Annotated in this window: 14 protein-coding genes and 1 pseudogene; 8 read left to right on the forward strand and 7 right to left on the reverse strand. The window is 71.9% G+C overall.

What is annotated here, in order from left to right; all coding sequences use genetic code 11:
- A pseudogene (locus tag ACZ5SK_RS22815) lies at positions 1-234 on the forward strand (hypothetical protein); the annotation flags it as partial.
- Positions 235-342: 108 nt separating this feature from the next.
- Here the strand turns inward: ACZ5SK_RS22815 and ACZ5SK_RS22820 are convergent.
- Both ACZ5SK_RS22820 and ssgD read right to left on the reverse strand, forming a co-directional pair.
- Positions 343-1,965, reverse strand: coding sequence for an ABC-F family ATP-binding cassette domain-containing protein (locus ACZ5SK_RS22820; protein ID WP_468415991.1), 1,623 nt, complete (start codon positions 1,963-1,965; stop codon positions 343-345).
- 276 nt (positions 1,966-2,241) lie between these two features.
- Positions 2,242-2,658: a spore wall synthesis regulator SsgD gene (gene ssgD / locus ACZ5SK_RS22825; RefSeq protein WP_334575280.1), complete on the reverse strand. Its 417-nt coding sequence runs from the start codon at positions 2,656-2,658 to the stop codon at positions 2,242-2,244.
- Between the two features lie 224 nt (positions 2,659-2,882).
- Here ssgD and ACZ5SK_RS22830 point away from each other — a divergent pair, with 224 nt between their 5' ends.
- The 4 genes from ACZ5SK_RS22830 to mmpA all read left to right on the forward strand — a co-directional run bounded on the left by ACZ5SK_RS22830 (position 2,883) and on the right by mmpA (position 5,415).
- The gene (locus tag ACZ5SK_RS22830; protein WP_468576538.1) at positions 2,883-3,992 is read left to right on the forward strand and encodes a WD40/YVTN/BNR-like repeat-containing protein; all 1,110 of its coding nucleotides are present in this window, start codon (positions 2,883-2,885) and stop codon (positions 3,990-3,992) included.
- 51 nt (positions 3,993-4,043) lie between these two features.
- Positions 4,044-4,373: a plasmid stabilization protein gene (locus ACZ5SK_RS22835; RefSeq protein ID WP_334575277.1), complete on the forward strand. Its 330-nt coding sequence runs from the start codon at positions 4,044-4,046 to the stop codon at positions 4,371-4,373.
- Between the two features lie 64 nt (positions 4,374-4,437).
- Positions 4,438-5,136 (forward strand): endonuclease V, encoded by a 699-nt coding sequence (locus ACZ5SK_RS22840; protein WP_334575276.1) that lies wholly within the window; start codon positions 4,438-4,440, stop codon positions 5,134-5,136.
- Positions 5,137-5,268: 132 nt separating this feature from the next.
- On the forward strand, positions 5,269-5,415 hold the full coding sequence (gene mmpA / locus ACZ5SK_RS22845; protein WP_099935490.1) for a morphogenic membrane protein MmpA: 147 nt from the start codon (positions 5,269-5,271) through the stop codon (positions 5,413-5,415).
- A gap of 7 nt (positions 5,416-5,422) precedes the next feature.
- Here mmpA and ACZ5SK_RS22850 read toward each other — a convergent pair whose 3' ends face one another.
- Positions 5,423-6,595, reverse strand: a complete 1,173-nt coding sequence (locus tag ACZ5SK_RS22850) for a saccharopine dehydrogenase family protein (protein WP_334575275.1) — start codon at positions 6,593-6,595, stop codon at positions 5,423-5,425.
- A gap of 183 nt (positions 6,596-6,778) precedes the next feature.
- On the opposite strand from ACZ5SK_RS22850, the gene ACZ5SK_RS22855 reads away from it, so the two are divergent.
- The 3 genes from ACZ5SK_RS22855 to ACZ5SK_RS22865 are packed head-to-tail and all read left to right on the forward strand — an operon-like array spanning position 6,779 to position 11,465.
- Positions 6,779-7,993, forward strand: coding sequence for a CaiB/BaiF CoA transferase family protein (locus ACZ5SK_RS22855; protein ID WP_334575274.1), 1,215 nt, complete (start codon positions 6,779-6,781; stop codon positions 7,991-7,993).
- Positions 7,994-8,032: 39 nt separating this feature from the next.
- Positions 8,033-9,247, forward strand: a complete 1,215-nt coding sequence (locus ACZ5SK_RS22860; RefSeq protein ID WP_099935489.1) for an acetyl-CoA C-acetyltransferase — start codon at positions 8,033-8,035, stop codon at positions 9,245-9,247.
- A gap of 40 nt (positions 9,248-9,287) precedes the next feature.
- Entirely contained in the window at positions 9,288-11,465 is a 2,178-nt protein-coding gene (locus tag ACZ5SK_RS22865) for a 3-hydroxyacyl-CoA dehydrogenase NAD-binding domain-containing protein (RefSeq protein WP_334575273.1), read from the forward strand.
- Between the two features lie 62 nt (positions 11,466-11,527).
- Here the strand turns inward: ACZ5SK_RS22865 and ACZ5SK_RS22870 are convergent, their stop codons facing one another.
- The 4 genes from ACZ5SK_RS22870 to ACZ5SK_RS22885 form a co-directional block, all read right to left on the reverse strand.
- Entirely contained in the window at positions 11,528-12,241 is a 714-nt protein-coding gene (locus ACZ5SK_RS22870; RefSeq protein WP_334575272.1) for a MerR family transcriptional regulator, read from the reverse strand.
- Positions 12,242-12,526: 285 nt separating this feature from the next.
- On the reverse strand, positions 12,527-13,252 hold the full coding sequence (locus ACZ5SK_RS22875) for a dienelactone hydrolase family protein (RefSeq protein ID WP_334575270.1): 726 nt from the start codon (positions 13,250-13,252) through the stop codon (positions 12,527-12,529).
- Between the two features lie 544 nt (positions 13,253-13,796).
- Positions 13,797-14,033, reverse strand: a complete 237-nt coding sequence (locus ACZ5SK_RS22880; protein ID WP_443041195.1) for a hypothetical protein — start codon at positions 14,031-14,033, stop codon at positions 13,797-13,799.
- A gap of 148 nt (positions 14,034-14,181) precedes the next feature.
- Entirely contained in the window at positions 14,182-15,450 is a 1,269-nt protein-coding gene (locus ACZ5SK_RS22885) for a cytochrome P450 family protein (protein WP_334575269.1), read from the reverse strand.
- Between the last annotated feature and the right edge of the window lie 831 nt (positions 15,451-16,281).

Consider the following 16,281-nt stretch of genomic DNA (forward strand, 5'->3'; position numbering starts at 1 on the left):
CGGGTCGCGCCCTGTCTCCAGACCTGGGCCGAGCGGCGGGCCGCGCTCCGTCCCGGGGCCGCGCCCCGGCCCGAGCCCGGGGCTGAGACCCGGGCCGGACCCCGGCCCGCGCTCCGTCCCGGGGCCGCGCCCCGGCCCGAGCCCGGGGCTGAGACCCGGGCCGGACCCCGGCCCGCGCCCCGGCTGGACCCCGGCCCGCGCCCCGGCCTGAGACCGGCCCGCGCCCCGGCCTGAGATCGGGGCGGACCCCGGCCTGAGGCCCGGGCCGGACCCTCCCCCCGGTTCTGGGCCGCGGCCCGGGCGTAGAACGTCCTGCTCGCCCCCCGTGCCGGGTTCCGGGGCCTACGTTGGGTTTGCCAGTTCTTGTGCTGTTGTTTCTCGTAGTTCTCCGTCCAGGAGCAGCCACCGGGTGATGCCGATGGACTCCAGGAACGGCAGGTCGTGTGAGGCCACGATCAGGGCGCCCTCGTACGACTCCAGGGCTGTGGTGAGCTGGCGGACGCTGGCCATGTCGAGGTTGTTGGTCGGCTCGTCCAGCATCAGCAGCTGTGGCGCCGGCTCGGCCAGCATCAGGGCCGCCAGGGTCGCCCGGAAACGCTCCCCGCCGGACAGTGTGGCCGCCTTCTGGTCGGCGCGGGCGCCCCGGAACAGGAAGCGGGCCAGCCGGGCCCGGACCCGGTTGTTGGTGGCGCCCGGCGCGAACCGGGCCACGTTCTCGGCGACCGTGAGCTCGCCGTCGAGGACGTCCAGGCGCTGCGGCAGAAAACGCAGCGGCACGTGCGCGTGCGCCTCGCCCGCCTGGGGCGCCAGTTCCCCGGCGATCGTGCGCAGCAGCGTCGTCTTGCCCGCGCCGTTGCGCCCGACCAGCGCCACCCGCTCGGGGCCGCGCAGGTCGAACCCGCCCGCCACGCGCGCGCCGTAGGCGAGCCGCAGGTCCATGAGCGTGAGGACGTCCCGGCCGGGCGGGACGGCCGTGTACGGCAGGTCGACGCGGATCTCGTCGTCGTCCCGGACGGCCTCCACCGCGTCGTCGAGCCGCTCCCTGGCCTCGGCGAGCCTCTCCTCGTGCATGATCCGGTGCTTGCCCGCGGACTCCTGCGCCGCGCGCTTGCGCGCCCCCATGACGATCTTCGGTTCGCGTTTCTGATCGAACATCTTCTGTCCGTACCGCTTGCGGCGGGCCAACTTCACCTGGGCGTCGACCAGTTCGCGTTTCTGTTTCTTCAGGTCGGCCTCCGCGACGCGCACCATCCGCTCGGCGGCCTCCTGCTCGGTGGCCAGGGCCTCCTCGTAGGCGGAGAAGTTGCCGCCGTACCAGGTGACCTCCCCGGACCGCAGGTCGGCGATCTGGTCGACGAGGTCCAGCAACTCCCGGTCGTGGCTGACCACGACCAGTACGCCCGGCCAGGACGCGACGGCCGCGTACAGGCGACGCCGCGCGTACAGGTCGAGGTTGTTGGTCGGCTCGTCCAGCAGCAGGACGTCGGGGCGACGCAGCAGCAGGGCCGCCAGCCGCAGCAGGACGGACTCGCCGCCCGACACCTCGCCGATGGTGCGGTTCAGGTCGACATGGCCGAGCCCGAGCTCGCCGAGGGTGGCCAGGGCGCGCTCCTCGACGTCCCAGTCGTCGCCGACGATCTCGAAGTGGGCCTCGGACACGTCGCCGGCCTCGATGGCGTGCAGGGCGGCCCGCTGTGCGGCGATGCCGAGCGCTTCGTCGACCTTGAGCGCCGTGTCCAGGGCGACGTTCTGCGGGAGGTGGCCGACCTCGCCGGTGAGGCGCACGGCGCCGTCGAGGGGGGTGAGTTCTCCGGCGATCAGCTTCAGCAGGGTCGACTTGCCGGAGCCGTTGACGCCGACCAGTCCGGTCCGGCCGGGGCCGAAGGCGACGTCCAGCCCCTCGAAGACGGGGGTGCCGTCCGGCCAGGAGAAGGCGAGGGAGGAACAGGTGATGGAATGAGTCAAAGCGGGCCTCGCGGTTGCGTGTGCGGTCAGGGCAACGCGTGTCGAGACACCGGAAGGCGGCGACCACCGCAGCAGCGGGGAGCGCGGAGGCAGGGAGAAGGTCCCGTTCCGCAGGGACGGCTCGCAGGCCGAGGTCGCACGCGGCATCCACACGCAAGACGTGTGGCGCGGTGTCTCAAGACCTCAGACGAGCAACGTCCTTCTCCAATCGGCGGCAACAGAACCGTTGAACACCGTAGGAGGGCCCGGGAGGAGTGTCAAAGGATTAAAACGGCCTCAGCAGGCGTCCCGCATCAGCTCTGCCAGGTCGTGGTCGAGGTCGAGCTGCCGGTACTCCGTGCCGGCGGGCACCAGGTCGCTCGTGGCCTGGAGGAAGCGGCGGATCTCCGCCGAGTGGACGTGCACGACGGCGGTGCCCTCGGGCGCGTGGAACTCCAGCACCGTACGGTCGTACCCGTAGGGGCGGACCCGGACGTCGCCGTGGCCCTCTGCCTCGTGCAGGCCGGCGGCGAGCAGGTCGCGGGCGAACGTCCAGCAGACCTCGACGCCCTCCAGGGTGGCCGGGGCGGGGAAGGTCATGCGCACGGCGAAGGGGTCGTGACGGTCGTAGCGCAGCGTGGCGGGGATGCTCGGCATCCGGGGCGCAGCGGCGACCAGACGGGCCTCTACGGGCTGCTCGATGACGGTGGACATCGCCTTGCTCCCTCGTGACGGCGGGACGAACTTCCGGGCGGTGCGTCCGGACACTGCTAGAGACGCCGGAACCGGCCGATCCGTGCACACCGATTTCGAGTGACCTCGGTCACCGCTTTTCATGCACGGGAGTGACTCAGCTCTCCTCCCGTGCCGTATAAGGCGGTTGAGGTGATCGCGGGCCTCTGGACGGCACCGAAAGCCGTGGACTAGTTTCGCCCGCCATGAGGCGCTTGGGGAACACGCGACGCACGGTATGGACAGCACGTAGAGGCGGCCGCGCGGCCGCGGCGGTCTGCGGGGCGGCGCTCGCCGTCCTGACCGCCCTGCCGGCCCAGGCGCACACACCGGGCCCGGCGGCGCCACGCTGGGACCTCAAGGACACCGGCGCCACCGCCGTACGGTTCCGTGGCCTCGCGGCGGTCGACCGCCGCACCGCGTGGGTCGCCGGCACCCAGGGCACCGTCCTGCGCACCGCCGACGGCGGCGAGAGCTGGCGCAACGTTTCGCCGCCCGGCGCGGCCGACCTGCAGTTCCGGGACATCGAGGCGTTCGACACGCGCCGCGCCGTGGTGCTCGCCATCGGCGAGGGCGAGGCCTCGCGCGTCTACCGCACCGAGGACGGCGGGACGACCTGGACGGAGTCCTTCCGCAACACCGACGCGCACGCCTTCTACGACTGCATGACCTTCTTCGACCGTCGCCACGGCCTCGCCATGAGCGACCCGGTCGACGGCAAGTTCCGCATCCTGTCGACCGACGACGGCGGCCGCTCCTGGAAGGTGCTGCCCAACGAGGGCATGCCGGCCGCCCAGGACGGCGAGGCGGGCTTCGCCGCCAGTGGCCAGTGCCTGGTCGCCTCCGGGGCCCACGACGTGTGGCTGGCGACCGGCGGAGCCGCACGCGCGCGGGTGCTGCACTCGTCCGACCGGGGGAGGACCTGGACGGCCACCGACACCCCCATCCCCGCGGGGGATCCCGCGCGCGGGGTCTTCGCCCTCGCCTTCCGCGACCGCACCCACGGCCTCGCCGTCGGCGGAGACTACCGCGCGGACCAGCCCTCCCCGCTCGCCGCCGCCACGACCGGCGACGCGGGGCGCACCTGGCGGCCCGCCGCCACACCCCCGCCCGCCTACCGCTCGGGCGTCGCCTGGCTCCCGCACAGCCGCACCGCCGCCCTCGCGGTCGGCCCCACCGGCACCGACCTGACCACCGACGCCGGCCGCACCTGGCGCACCCTCGACACGGGCTCGTACGACACCGTGGACTGCACCCCCGACCTCGGCTGCTGGGCCGCCGGCGAACAGGGGCGCGTGGCCCGTCTGGAGGGCTGAGCGGCTTTTCGGGGTACCCGTTGGGCGCGAACACGAAGGGAGTGAGCGCCCATGCCACGCGGGTCCAGCCCCAAGCGGGAGCGCCAGTACGAGCACATCAAGAAGAGCGCGCAGGACCGGGGCGAGAGCACCGGCCGTGCGGAGGAGATCGCCGCCCGGACGGTCAACAAGGAGCGCGCCCGGTCCGGCGAGTCGAAGACCGCCAGCCGCACCTCCACGCAGGACATGTCGTCCGGCAGGCGCGGCGGCCAGCGGTCCGGCAAGGGCTCCCAGGGGCCCACCTACGACCAGCTCTACGAGGAGGCCAAGCGGCGCGGCGTCAAGGGCCGCTCGGACATGAACAAGAGTCAGTTGGAGCGCGCGCTCGGCGGCAAGAGCTGAGTCGGCAGCCGCTTCGGGACACGATCGCGGGCCGGACCCCGGGAGCCGTACGCTCGTCCTCACCATGACGACCGTAGACATTCCCGCGGGCTGGCCCGCGACCGAGGAAGAGGCCCGCGCCGTCCAGGACGGACTGCGCGCGCGGGTGGTGCTCGACGAGCCGGGCCCGCCGCCCGGGACGGGGTACGTCACGGGGGTCGACGTGGCCTACGACGACGAGCGGGACGTCGTCGCGGCGGCGGCCGTCGTCCTCGACGCGGCGAGCCTCGAAGTCGTCGCCGAGGCCACCGCCGTCGGGCGGATCTCCTTCCCGTACGTGCCCGGACTGCTCGCCTTCCGCGAGATGCCCACCGTGCTCGCCGCCCTCGACGCCCTGCCCCGCCCGCCGGGGCTGGTCGTCTGCGACGGCTACGGCCTGGCCCACCCGCGCCGCTTCGGCCTCGCCAGCCACCTCGGGGTCCTCACCGGCCTGCCCACGATCGGCGTCGCCAAGAACCCGTTCACCTTCACGTACGACGACCCGGGAGCCCCTCGCGGTGCGGCGTCCCCGCTGCTGGCGGGCGACGACGAAGTGGGTCGGGCGCTGCGCACGCGGGCGGGCGTGAAGCCGGTCTTCGTGTCCGTCGGCCACCGCGTCACCCTGGACGTCGCCTGCGCGCACACGCTCGCCCTCACCCCGCAGTTCCGCCTCCCGGAGACGACCCGCCGCGCGGACTCCCTCTGCCGGCGCGCGCTCCAGGAGGCGACGACGACCAGCGCCTGACCCCTCCTCATCTCCTGAGTACGTCGTTTGAGCACGTCGTCTGAGCACGTCGTCTGAGTACGTTGTCTCAGTACGTCGTCTGAGTACCTGTACGGATGTGCGCCCCGCCCCGCGCTCGGCAGGCTGGCCCGCATGACGACGCACCGTGCTCCCAAGCCCCTCGCCGACCCCGGCCGTCCTGTCGAGCGTGCCGTGAACGCCGCGCTGATCCTCGCCGTCCTGGCCGGGCTGGGCTGGATCGTCGGGATGATCTACACGCTGGTGCAGTGGCCCCTGTAGGGCGCGTTCAGCGCCGCGCCGCCACCCGGAACCGGATGCCCGCCCGGGTCAGCCGCTCGGTCAGCGCGTCGCCCATCGCCACCGCCGTCGTGACCTGCCCCGCCGTCGGCGGGAGGTCGTCGCAGGCCAGGGACAGCGCCGCCTCGGCGAGCATCTTCGCCGTCTCGTCGTAGCCGGGGTCGCCGCCCGCGACCTCGGTGCACACCCGTCGGCCGCCGCCCTCGCCGACGAACCGCACGGAGAACCAGCTCTTCGCCCGCTTCTGCGCGCTCGGCCCCTCCCCGGGCTTCAGCCGGTCCGACAGCCAGCGCCGGGCGGGCGGCAGTTGGGCCGCCGCGACGAGCGTCCCGACCGCCGCCACCGCTCCCACGGCGACGGGCAGCCGTCGTACGGCCGCGTAGTGCCGGTAGCGGAAGTCCGGCCCGTAGCGCGGCAGCGCCCGCGCCGACCGGAGCACGATCTGTGGGTCGACTGTCGGCAGCGGCAGCGCCCAGGCGCCGGCCTCCGGGGCGAACCGGGGCACGCCCACCGGTGCGGCGGCCCGGCGGCCCAGCAGCCGCGGTTCGTGCCGCCCCCGCTCCCGCGCGGCGGCCACCATCTGCCGGCCGCGCGCGAACTGGCCCAGCGCGGAGGCGAAGGTGCCGCCCGAGAAGGTGGCGTCGGCTGTCACGAAGCCGTCCACGGTCAGCGGCACGCCCTCCGGGAGCTGCCGGACGGTGAAGTACACGCCCAGGTCGTGCGGGACGGAGTCGAAGCCGCACGCGTGGATCAGGCGCGCGCCCGTCTCACGCGCGCGTGCGTCGTGCCGGACATACATCAGGTCGACGAACTCCGGCTCCCCGCTGAGGTCGAGATAGTCGGCGCCGGTGTCCGCGCAGGCGGCGACGAGTTCCTCGCCGTGCGTCACATAGGGGCCGACGGTCGTGGCCACCACGCGCGCGTGCTCCGCGAGGGCGCGCAGCGACGCCGGGTCCGAGACGTCGGCCCGTACCACCCCGACGTCCACGCCGAGCCGTTCGCGCAGCCGCTCCAGCTTCTCCGCGCCGCGGCCGGCGATCGCCCAGCGCAGTCCCGCGGGCGCGTGGGCGGCGAGATACTCCGCGGTGAGCGTTCCGGCGAAGCCCGTGGCCCCGAAGAGCACGATGTCGTACGGACGGTCCGACCTTTTCAGCCTGCTCATGACACCCCTTTGCCGTGCAGCCCGCGCCGCTGTCGGTGGCCGAGGCTAGCGTGAGGGGTACGGAGGCCAACGACAGGTGTCCCCAAACTGGCTAAGCGCTTGCTCGTTCTCCTCTTGTGTCCGCTGGAACGTGTTCTTAGCATCGCTGGTGTTACATCGGTTGTGTCACAGCAAGGGGGCTGGATGACGACGGGACGGACGGACGGCCACGGCCCGCTGGCGGGGGTGCGTGTGGTGGAACTCGCCTCGATCGGCCCCGGCCCCTTCGCGGGCATGCTCCTGGCCGACCTCGGCGCCGACGTCGTCCGCGTGGACCGCCCCGGCGGGATGTCTCTCGCCATCGACCCCGCCCACGACGTCACCAACCGAAACAAGCGCTCGGTCGTCGTCGACCTCAAGGCACCCGACGGCCCCGCGCGCGTGCTCGACCTCGCCGCCCGCGCCGACGTGCTCATCGAGGGCAACCGGCCCGGCGTGGCCGAACGGCTGGGCGTCGGACCCGAGGACTGCCACGCCCGCAACCCCCGGCTGGTCTACGGCCGGATGACCGGCTGGGGCCAGGAAGGCCCCCTCGCCCACCGCGCGGGCCACGACGTCACCTATCTGGCCCTCACCGGCGCCCTCGGCATGATCGGCGCCCCCGACCGGCCGCCGCCGCCCCCCGCCAACCTGCTCGGCGACTTCGCAGGCGGCTCCCTCTACCTCGTCGTAGGCATCCTCGCCGCGCTGCACCACGCGCACACGCACGGCACCGGCCAGGTCGTCGACGCGGCCATCGTCGACGGCGCCGCCCACCTGTCGGCGATGATCCACGGCATGCTCGCCGCCGGCGGCTGGCAGGACCGGCGCGCCGCCAACCTCCTCGACGGCGGTTGCCCGTACTACGGCGCCTACGAGACCGCCGACGGCGGGTACATGGCCGTCGGCGCCCTGGAACCGCAGTTCTACGACGAGTTCGTGGACCTGCTGGGCCTCGGGGACTTCCGCGAGGCCCGCAAGGACTGGACCCGCTGGGGAGAGCTGCGCGAGGCCGTCGCCGCCCGCTTCAGCACCCGCACCCGTCAGGAGTGGACGGCTCTCTTCGAGGGCTCCGACGCGTGCGTGGCGCCCGTCCTGTCGCTGCGCGAGGCCCCGCACCACCCGCACCTCGCGGCCCGCGGCACCTTCACCGACCACGGCGGCATCACCCAGCCGGCCCCCGCACCCCGCTTCTCCGCGACGCCCACCGCCGTCCGGACCGGACCCGCGCAACCGGGCGCCGACACGCGCGCGGTCGCCCGTGACTGGGACATACCGGGGCTCGTGACGGACCTTGAGAAGACCCCCGTGACCCCCGTGAGCACGGAAGAGACCCTCGAGAAGACCCCTGCGAAGGACTTCCCGCACCAGGGCGCCTGACCCCGCCCCGCTCGGCCCACCCTCCCGAAAGGCCTGCCAGTGAGCACCGAAGCGTACGTGTACGACGCGATCCGCACCCCGCGCGGACGCGGCAAGGCGGACGGCGCCCTGCACGGAACGAAGCCCATCGACCTCGTCGTCGGTCTCATCCACGAACTCCGCGGCCGCTTCCCCGGCCTCGACCCGGCCGCGATCGACGACATCGTGCTCGGCGTCGTGGGGCCCGTCGGCGACCAGGGCTCCGACATCGCCCGCATCGCCGCGCTCGCGGCCGGCCTGCCGGACACCGTGGCGGGCGTGCAGGAGAACCGCTTCTGTGCCTCGGGTCTGGAGGCCGTCAACCTGGCCGCCATGAAGGTCCGTTCCGGCTGGGAGGACCTGGTCCTCGCGGGCGGCGTGGAGTCGATGTCCCGGGTGCCGATGGCCTCGGACGGCGGCGCATGGTTCAACGACCCGATGACCAACCTGGCCGTCAACTTCGTGCCGCAGGGCATCGGCGCCGACCTGATCGCCACGATCGAGGGCTTCTCCCGTCGTGACGTCGACGAGTACGCGGCCCTCTCCCAGGAGCGGGCGGCGACGGCCTGGAAGGAGGGCCGCTTCGACCGGTCCGTCGTCCCGGTGAAGGACCGCGCCGGCCTCGTCGTCCTCGACCACGACGAGCACCCCCGCCCCGGCACCACCGCCGACTCCCTCGCCCGGCTGAAGCCGTCCTTCGCCGACATCGGCGAACTGGGCGGCTTCGACGCCGTGGCCCTGCAGAGGTACCACTGGGTGGAGAAGATCGACCACGTCCACCACGCGGGCAACTCCTCCGGCATCGTCGACGGCGCCTCCCTGGTCGCGATCGGCTCGAAGGAGGTCGGCGAGCGGTACGGGCTCACCCCGCGCGCGCGGATCGTCTCCGCCGCCGTCTCCGGTTCCGAGCCGACCATCATGCTCACCGGGCCCGCGCCCGCCACCCGCAAGGCCCTCGCGAAGGCCGGCCTGACCATCGACGACATCGACCTCGTCGAGATCAACGAGGCGTTCGCGGCGGTCGTCCTGCGTTTCGCGCGGGACATGGGCCTGTCCCTGGACAAGATCAACGTCAACGGCGGCGCGATCGCGCTCGGTCACCCGCTCGGCGCCACCGGCGCGATGATCCTCGGCTCGCTCGTCGACGAACTGGAGCGCCAGGACAAGCGCTACGGCCTTGCCACCCTGTGCGTGGGCGGCGGCATGGGCATCGCCACCGTCGTCGAGCGCGTCTGACCACCCCAGCGCAGCCAGAGACTTCTACGGAGACCCCGTCATGACACAGAGCACCGTCATCCGCTGGGAACAGGACCGCACCGGCCTCGTCACCCTCGTCCTCGACGACCCCAACCAGTCCGCGAACACCATGAACCAGGCGTTCCGCGAGTCGCTCGCGGTCGTCACCGACCGACTGGAGGCCGAGCAGGACTCCATCCGCGGCGTCATCTTCACCTCCGCCAAGAAAACCTTCTTCGCCGGCGGCGACCTGCGCGACCTGATCCGCGTGACGCCCGAGACCGCCCAGGAGCTCTTCGACGGCGGACTGGAGATCAAGCGCAACCTCCGCCGCATCGAGACCCTCGGCAAGCCGGTCGTCGCCGCCCTCAACGGCGCGGCCCTCGGCGGCGGGTACGAGCTCGCGCTCGCCTGCCACCACCGTGTCGCCCTCGACGCCCCCGGCTCGAAGATCGGCTGCCCCGAGGTGACCCTCGGCCTGCTCCCCGGAGGCGGCGGCGTCGTGCGCACCGTCCGCCTCCTGGGCATCGCCGACGCCCTCCTCAAGGTCCTCCTCAAGGGCACCCAGTACAGCCCGCAGCGCGCCCTGGAGCACGGCCTGATCCACGAGGTCGCCGCCACCCCCGACGAGCTCCTCGCCAAGGCCCGCGCCTTCATCGACGCCAACCCCGAGTCGCAGCAGCCCTGGGACAGGCCCGGCTACCGCATCCCCGGCGGCACTCCCGCCAACCCCCGGTTCGCCGCCAACCTGCCCGCCTTCCCGGCCTCCCTGCGCAAGGAGACCAACGGCGCCCCCTACCCGGCCCCGCGCAACATCCTCGCCGCGGCCGTCGAGGGCGCCCAGGTCGACTTCGAGACCGCGCAGGTCATCGAGGCCCGCTACTTCGTCGAACTGGCCGCCGGACAGACGTCGAAGAACATGATCCAGGCGTTCTTCTTCGACCTCCAGGCCGTCAACTCCGGCGTCAGCCGCCCCCAGGGCATCGAGCCCCGCCCGGTCCGCAGGGTGGCGGTCCTGGGCGCCGGGATGATGGGCGCCGGCATCGCCTACTCGTGCGCCCGCGCGGGCATCGACGTCGTCCTCAAGGACGTGTCCGCCGAGGCCGCCGCCCGCGGCAAGGGCTACTCCGAGAAGCTGTGCGCCAAGGCCGTCTCCCGGGGCCGCAGCACGCGGGAGAAGGCGGACGCGTTGCTCGCCCGTATCACGCCCACCGCGGACCCGGCCGACCTGGACGGCTGCGACGCGGTCATCGAGGCCGTGTTCGAGGACACCTCCTTGAAGCACAAGGTGTTCCAGGAGATCGAGCAGATCGTCGCCCCCGACGCCCTGCTGTGTTCCAACACCTCCACCCTCCCCATCACCGTCCTCGCCGAAGGCGTCGAGCGGCAGAGCGACTTCATCGGCCTGCACTTCTTCTCGCCCGTCGACAAGATGCCCCTCGTCGAGATCATCAAGGGCGAGCGCACCGGCGACGAGGCGCTCGCGCGCGCCTTCGACCTGGTCCGGCAGATCAGGAAGACGCCGATCGTCGTCAACGACTCGCGCGGCTTCTTCACCTCACGGGTGATCGGCCACTTCATCAACGAGGGCGTCGCCATGGTCGGCGAGGGCATGGAGCCCGCCTCCGTCGAACAGGCGGCGGCGCAGGCGGGCTACCCGGGCAAGGTGCTCGCCCTGATGGACGACCTGACGCTCACCCTGCCGCAGAAGATCCGGGCCGAGTCGAAGCGGGCCGTTCTGGAGGCGGGCGGCACGTGGCCCGGGCACCCCGCCGAGACCGTCATCGACCGCATGGTCGACGAGTTCGGCCGGACCGGCCGCAGCGGGGGAGCGGGCTTCTACGAGTACGGGGAGGACGGCAAGCGCGGCGCACTCTGGCCGGGGCTGCGCGAGCACTTCACGCGCGCGGGCGGCGAGATCCCGTTCGAGGACATGCAGGAGCGCATGCTCTTCTCCGAGGCCCTCGACACGGTCAGGCTCCTCGAAGAGGGCGTGCTGACGTCCGTCGCGGACGCCAACATCGGCTCCCTCTTCGGCATCGGCTTCCCCGGCTGGACCGGCGGAGTGCTCCAGTACATCAACGGCTACCAGGGCGGGCTGCCCGGCTTCGTGGCACGCGCGCGTGAGCTCGCCGAACGCTACGGCGACCGCTTCGCGCCGCCCGCTCTGCTGGTGGCGAAGGCGGAACGGGGGGAGACCTTCACCGACGCACGCTGAGCCACCGGCCCGTCAGAGCTCACCAGGGCTCATCAGGCCTTATCTGGGCTCATCAGGCCTCATCAAGGGGAGCCGTCCGCGGGCGGCTCCCCGAGCCACTCCCGCAGCTCCGAGGTGAGCGACCGCTGGAAGGCCGTCAGCAGGGCCTGGACCACCAGGGGCTGCATGTGCACCGACAGCGACCGCACCGCCTGCGCGTCACGCTCCGGCACCTCCTCACGCAGCAGCCGCGACAGCTCGTGGGCCGCGGCGCGCGCATGATCGAGCAGGACGCTCCTGGCCGCGAGGATCGCCTCCTGCGACAGCGGTACGTCGAGCAGGCGGACGCCCAGCCTCAGCAGCCCGAGGTCGACCCCGTACGCGTCCTGGTCACGCCGGACCACGCCCATCGCGACGAGCCGCTCCACGTCCTCCTCGCCGAGCGCCCGCCCCGCCTTCCGCGCGAGCTCCTCCCGGCTCACCGTCTCCACGGCGTCCGGCGCCCAGGAGGCGACCACGGCCCGGTGCACGGCGAGGTCGTGGGCGTCGAGTCCGGGCGGCAGCCGGTCCAGGTAGCGCTCGATCGCCGCCAGCGTCAGGCCCTGCTGTTGCAGCTCCTCGATCAGCGCGAGACGCGCGAGATGCCCGGGGCCGTAGTGGCCCACCCGACGCGGACCGATGACGGGCGGGGGCAGGAGCCCCTTGGCGCTGTAGAAGCGCACCGTCCGCACCGTGATCCCCGCCCGGGCGGCCAGTTCATCGACCGTGAGGTCCGGCTCCTCGGTCTCGATTGTCATGTGCAGCAGTATCGCTGTGCCACCAGTGCTGTGAAACCCGCGCGGCCCGCAGCAGGGGTGTTCCGCAAGAACTGGGCGAAGGACGCCGTACGCAGACCGCGGCACGGTGAACGAGCAGCGCGAATACGACCCGCCCGAGCCGCCTCCCGTAACCTGACGCGAGCGGCAGATCTCTGGGTACGTCCTCCGCTGGTCCGCCGATCCCCTGGGTATGTCAGGAGTCCCCTTCCCTGGCCCCGCACACGTTCGCGACCGGCGCGCCCGGACGGCTCCGTTCCGCAGGTCTCACTCCGCCACGGGCAGGCACTCGGCGAGCAGGCCCACGACATCGCGCCAAGCGCGCTGGGCGTGCCGAGGGTGGTAGCCGACTCCGGGGACCACCACCTGGTCGACGGGAGGATGGTGGAAGGCGTGCACCGCGCCCCCGTACAGCACGAGACGCCAGTCGACACCCGCGCCCTGTATCTCGGCGACGAACGCCTCGCGCTGCGCCGGCGGCATGATCGGGTCCTCCGACCCGACCCCGGCCCACACCGGGCACCGGATGCGCGCCGCCTCGCCCGGTCGGCCGGTGGTGAGTGCGTTGACCGTGCCGATTGCACGCAGGTCGGCGCCGTCACGGCCGAGTTCCAGCGCGATCGCACCTCCGGTGCCGTATCCGACGGCGGCGATCCGGTCGGGGTCGGTGCGCGGTTCGGCGAGCAGGACGTCGAGTGCCGCGTGGCCGATGTCCCGCATACGCAGGGGGTCGCGGAGTAGCGGGGTGATGCGGGCCAGCATCTCTTCGGGGTCGGTGAACCAGCGCCCTCCATTGATGTCGAAGGCCAAGGCGACGTAGCCGAGTTCGGCCAGTGCGTCGGCCCGGCGCCGTTGGAAGTCGTTCAGCCCTGGTCCCTCGGGCCCGATGAGAACCGCAGGCAGACGGCCGCTACCAGCCGGGAGCGCAAGGTGACCGACCATGGTCAGGCCGTCGGCCGGATAGGTGACCGTGCGTGTAGTAACCGTCGTCATGCACACGGACTGTAATGACTACACAACTGCTCCCGGCGTCCACACGCCGACGCCAACGGAATCTTGGTGTGCGCCTGAGGTGCAGTCTTCTCCCGCCGACCATCGTGACGGGCACTACTTCTGTGCGGGTCTCGAGATCATGAAGTCGTCGTTGGTGAACGTTTGGCGCGCTAGATCCCGAGAGACGCGACGGTGTGCGTCCGGATCCGGGGAAAGCGCGCCGGGAGCTACACCCGAGAGGTCACCACGTGGGGGTCGATGACCAGCCAGGTGCCGAAGCTGCGTGACTTCCTGCTCGAACTGTAGGTCTCACTGGTCGTCATGGAGGCAGTCGGCGACTACTGGAACCAGTTCCACTACCTGCTGGAGGACATGCTCCCGGTGCAGTTGGTCAGGGCCGGCCCCCGGATCAAACCAATCCGGGCCGAGAGCCAAACCCGCCAGGACCCGCCAGGACCAGCCACGGCAACACCTACCTCAAAGGCGCCCTCGGCATCGCCGCCATGTCCGTCTCACGGTCCCGGGGCACCTTCCTCGTCGCCCGCTACGCCGGGATCAGCTGCCACACCCGCTCGAGCGAGGTCCCGTCCCCTCCGGGAAGCGCACGGCGGGCCGCTCGGGCTCCTGCCAGCCGGGGCCCGCCCGGGTGCCGCGCGTGGATGTCCTCGGCGTACACGGCCTGGTAGGGGAAGTGCGGCTCCTCGAACTCCCATGCCCCGTCGCGCCGGTGGGCGAGGAAGAGCCCCTTCCTGGTGCTCGCCGGCAGCAGGGTCGCGGTCATGACGATCGCCTCTCTCCTGCCCGGTGCGTGACGCCTCTGTCGCAGCACTGCGGACAGTGTGGACCCCTCACTGACAGTCCCCGCTGACCTGCACGAACGGCGTGCCACGACCGCTCACCCGCCCGTCAGCGCGCCCGCGGCGGGCGTATCACCACCGCACCGGCAGGCTCCGCCTCCCCCGGATCAGCATCCCCGGCAGCCATTCCCCCGGTTCCCCGTCCGCCGTCAGATCCGGGCAGCGCTCCAACAGCGCGCGCAGCGCCAGCTCGCCCTCGAGGCGGGCGAGGGGGGCGCCCAGGCAGAAGTGGATCCCGTGTCCGAAGGAGAGATGGCCCCGGGCCTCGGGGCGCCGTACGTCGAAGCGTTCCGGATCGGGGAAGCGCGCCGGGTCGTGGTCCGCGCCGGCCATGGCGATCAGCACGATGGCACCGCGCGGCACCCGTACGCCGCCGACCTCGGTCTCCTCCAGGGCGATGCGCGGCGTGGTGGTCGCCACCGGCCCGTCGTAGCGCAGCGTCTCCTCCACCAGCCCCGCCGCCAGCCCCGCCGGATCGGCCCGTACGGCCGCCAGCTGCTCGGGGTGCGCGAGGAGCGCGCGCACCGCGTTGCCGATCGTGTTGACCGTCGTCTCGTGCCCGGCGACGAGCAGCAGGAAGGCCAACGAGACCAGCTCGTCCTCGGTGAGCCGGTCGCCGCCCTCGTCGACGGTGTGGACGAGGGCGCTGAGCAGGTCTTCTCCGGGGCTCTCGCGCTTGGCGGCGATGAGCCCTGTGAGATACGGCATGACGTGCTCGTACGCGTCCTTCTCCGCCTCGGGGCTGGTGGGCGCGAGGGTCTCGTTGGACCAGGCGTGGAAGGAGGCGCGGTCCAGGCCGGGGACGCCGAGCAGTTCGGAGATGACGATCATGGGGAGCGGGGAGGCGAACGCCTCGATGAGGTCGGCGCGGCGTGCTCCGTCCGCCGTCATGCGGTCCAGCAGCTCGTCGGTGATCTCCTGGACGCGCCCTCGCATCCCCTCGACCCGCCGGGCCGTGAACTCCCCCGCGACCAGCTTCCGCAGCCGGGTGTGGTGGGGCGGGTCGCTCATCAGCATGTTGGAGTTGCCGAGCATGTTCAGGGCATACGGCGGGCTCCAGCCGGTCTGCCGCCATTCGCGATGCCAGTCCCGGCTGAGCTGCGGGGCGGTGAAGGCCTCGCGCGCGGCCTCGTACCCGACCACGAGCCACACCACGCCCCTGTCGGGCGTCACTACCTGGTGCACCGGACCGCGCTCGCGCAGCCGGCGGAAGGCGACGTACGGGTCGGCTTCGAAGTCGGGGCTGAGCGAGGCGAGCACCTCGATCCCGCCGACGCTGTCGGGCCGGTCTGTTCTGTCGGTTATCGCGGGATCGGCGGCGGCTTTCTCGGTCTCGGTCACGACGGAATTCCCTTCCTTCAGGCCCGGGTTACCGGCCCCCGCCGACCACTCCGAGCACAGCCGCTCACTCTAATCTCGCACCCCCACCCACACAACTACGCGCTCTCCTTGCTAACTTCGGGATTTCATGAGGTGGGCTGTCCGAAAAGTGGGCTGTCCGAACGGTGATCGAAAACCAGATGAATGCTTCTGACCTGCAACGATGGGACTTCTCTAGGGTCTTGTCGGCTACACGGAAAGAAGTGCATCTGACGCGAAAATGACGGCGAGCACTCCGGGGAGTTGTGGGAGGGCGATCAGTAAGATCATGTCGCCACACCGTTCTGCAGGACACGATCTCGGATCTTCGGGCGTGAGATATTTTCAGACAGAATCTAATTGGAATTCGGCCCGTTCTCGACAGTCGGACCTCGCTGAACAAGGGGTTACGTGGTCCGTGCATCGCGCGATTCGCGCCACCGGTGGAGGTGGGAGTCCTGCGATCTCTTGTGTGATTGCTGCATTTGAAGTTAGGTCTGTGGTTGTGAGTGTCAACCACGTGAGCGGCCGTGGCGAAACCTTCCATTCATGTCGATGTCGCTCCACGGGGCGGGCCCCGTGTGCGTAGCGCCGAGCCGGGGCGAACGGCCGCAGCTTCGCGTGACCTGTGTTCCCACTTCGGGTCCTTGAAGTTGTGCGGTGCACGCTGCCGGTCGACCGTCGAACGCCGCCGTCGCGGCACTGCTGCGGGCCCCGCCGGGCCGGGCCGGAAGCCGTCAGGACGACCAGCCGTCGCCCTGACGTGACCACGCCCTACCGCGGAACAACTTGACTACTCCATGGCCGAAAGCA

The sequence above is a fragment of the Streptomyces sp. NPDC031474 genome, assembly GCF_055581185.1.

What these genes read in the sequence shown, in the direction of transcription:
- ACZ5SK_RS22840 (WP_334575276.1), top strand. Translation starts at nt 4,438, where the DNA reads ATGACGACCGTAGACATTCCCGCGGGCTGGCCCGCGACCGAGGAAGAG.
- ACZ5SK_RS22850 (WP_334575275.1), bottom strand. Translation starts at nt 6,595, where the DNA reads ATGAGCAGGCTGAAAAGGTCGGACCGTCCGTACGACATCGTGCTCTTC.
- ACZ5SK_RS22865 (WP_334575273.1), top strand. Translation starts at nt 9,288, where the DNA reads ATGACACAGAGCACCGTCATCCGCTGGGAACAGGACCGCACCGGCCTC.
- ACZ5SK_RS22875 (WP_334575270.1), bottom strand. Translation starts at nt 13,252, where the DNA reads ATGACGACGGTTACTACACGCACGGTCACCTATCCGGCCGACGGCCTG.
- ACZ5SK_RS22835 (WP_334575277.1), top strand. Translation starts at nt 4,044, where the DNA reads ATGCCACGCGGGTCCAGCCCCAAGCGGGAGCGCCAGTACGAGCACATC.
- ACZ5SK_RS22830 (WP_468576538.1), top strand. Translation starts at nt 2,883, where the DNA reads ATGAGGCGCTTGGGGAACACGCGACGCACGGTATGGACAGCACGTAGA.
- ssgD (WP_334575280.1), bottom strand. Translation starts at nt 2,658, where the DNA reads ATGTCCACCGTCATCGAGCAGCCCGTAGAGGCCCGTCTGGTCGCCGCT.
- ACZ5SK_RS22870 (WP_334575272.1), bottom strand. Translation starts at nt 12,241, where the DNA reads ATGACAATCGAGACCGAGGAGCCGGACCTCACGGTCGATGAACTGGCC.
- mmpA (WP_099935490.1), top strand. Translation starts at nt 5,269, where the DNA reads ATGACGACGCACCGTGCTCCCAAGCCCCTCGCCGACCCCGGCCGTCCT.
- ACZ5SK_RS22880 (WP_443041195.1), bottom strand. Translation starts at nt 14,033, where the DNA reads ATGACCGCGACCCTGCTGCCGGCGAGCACCAGGAAGGGGCTCTTCCTC.
- ACZ5SK_RS22855 (WP_334575274.1), top strand. Translation starts at nt 6,779, where the DNA reads ATGACGACGGGACGGACGGACGGCCACGGCCCGCTGGCGGGGGTGCGT.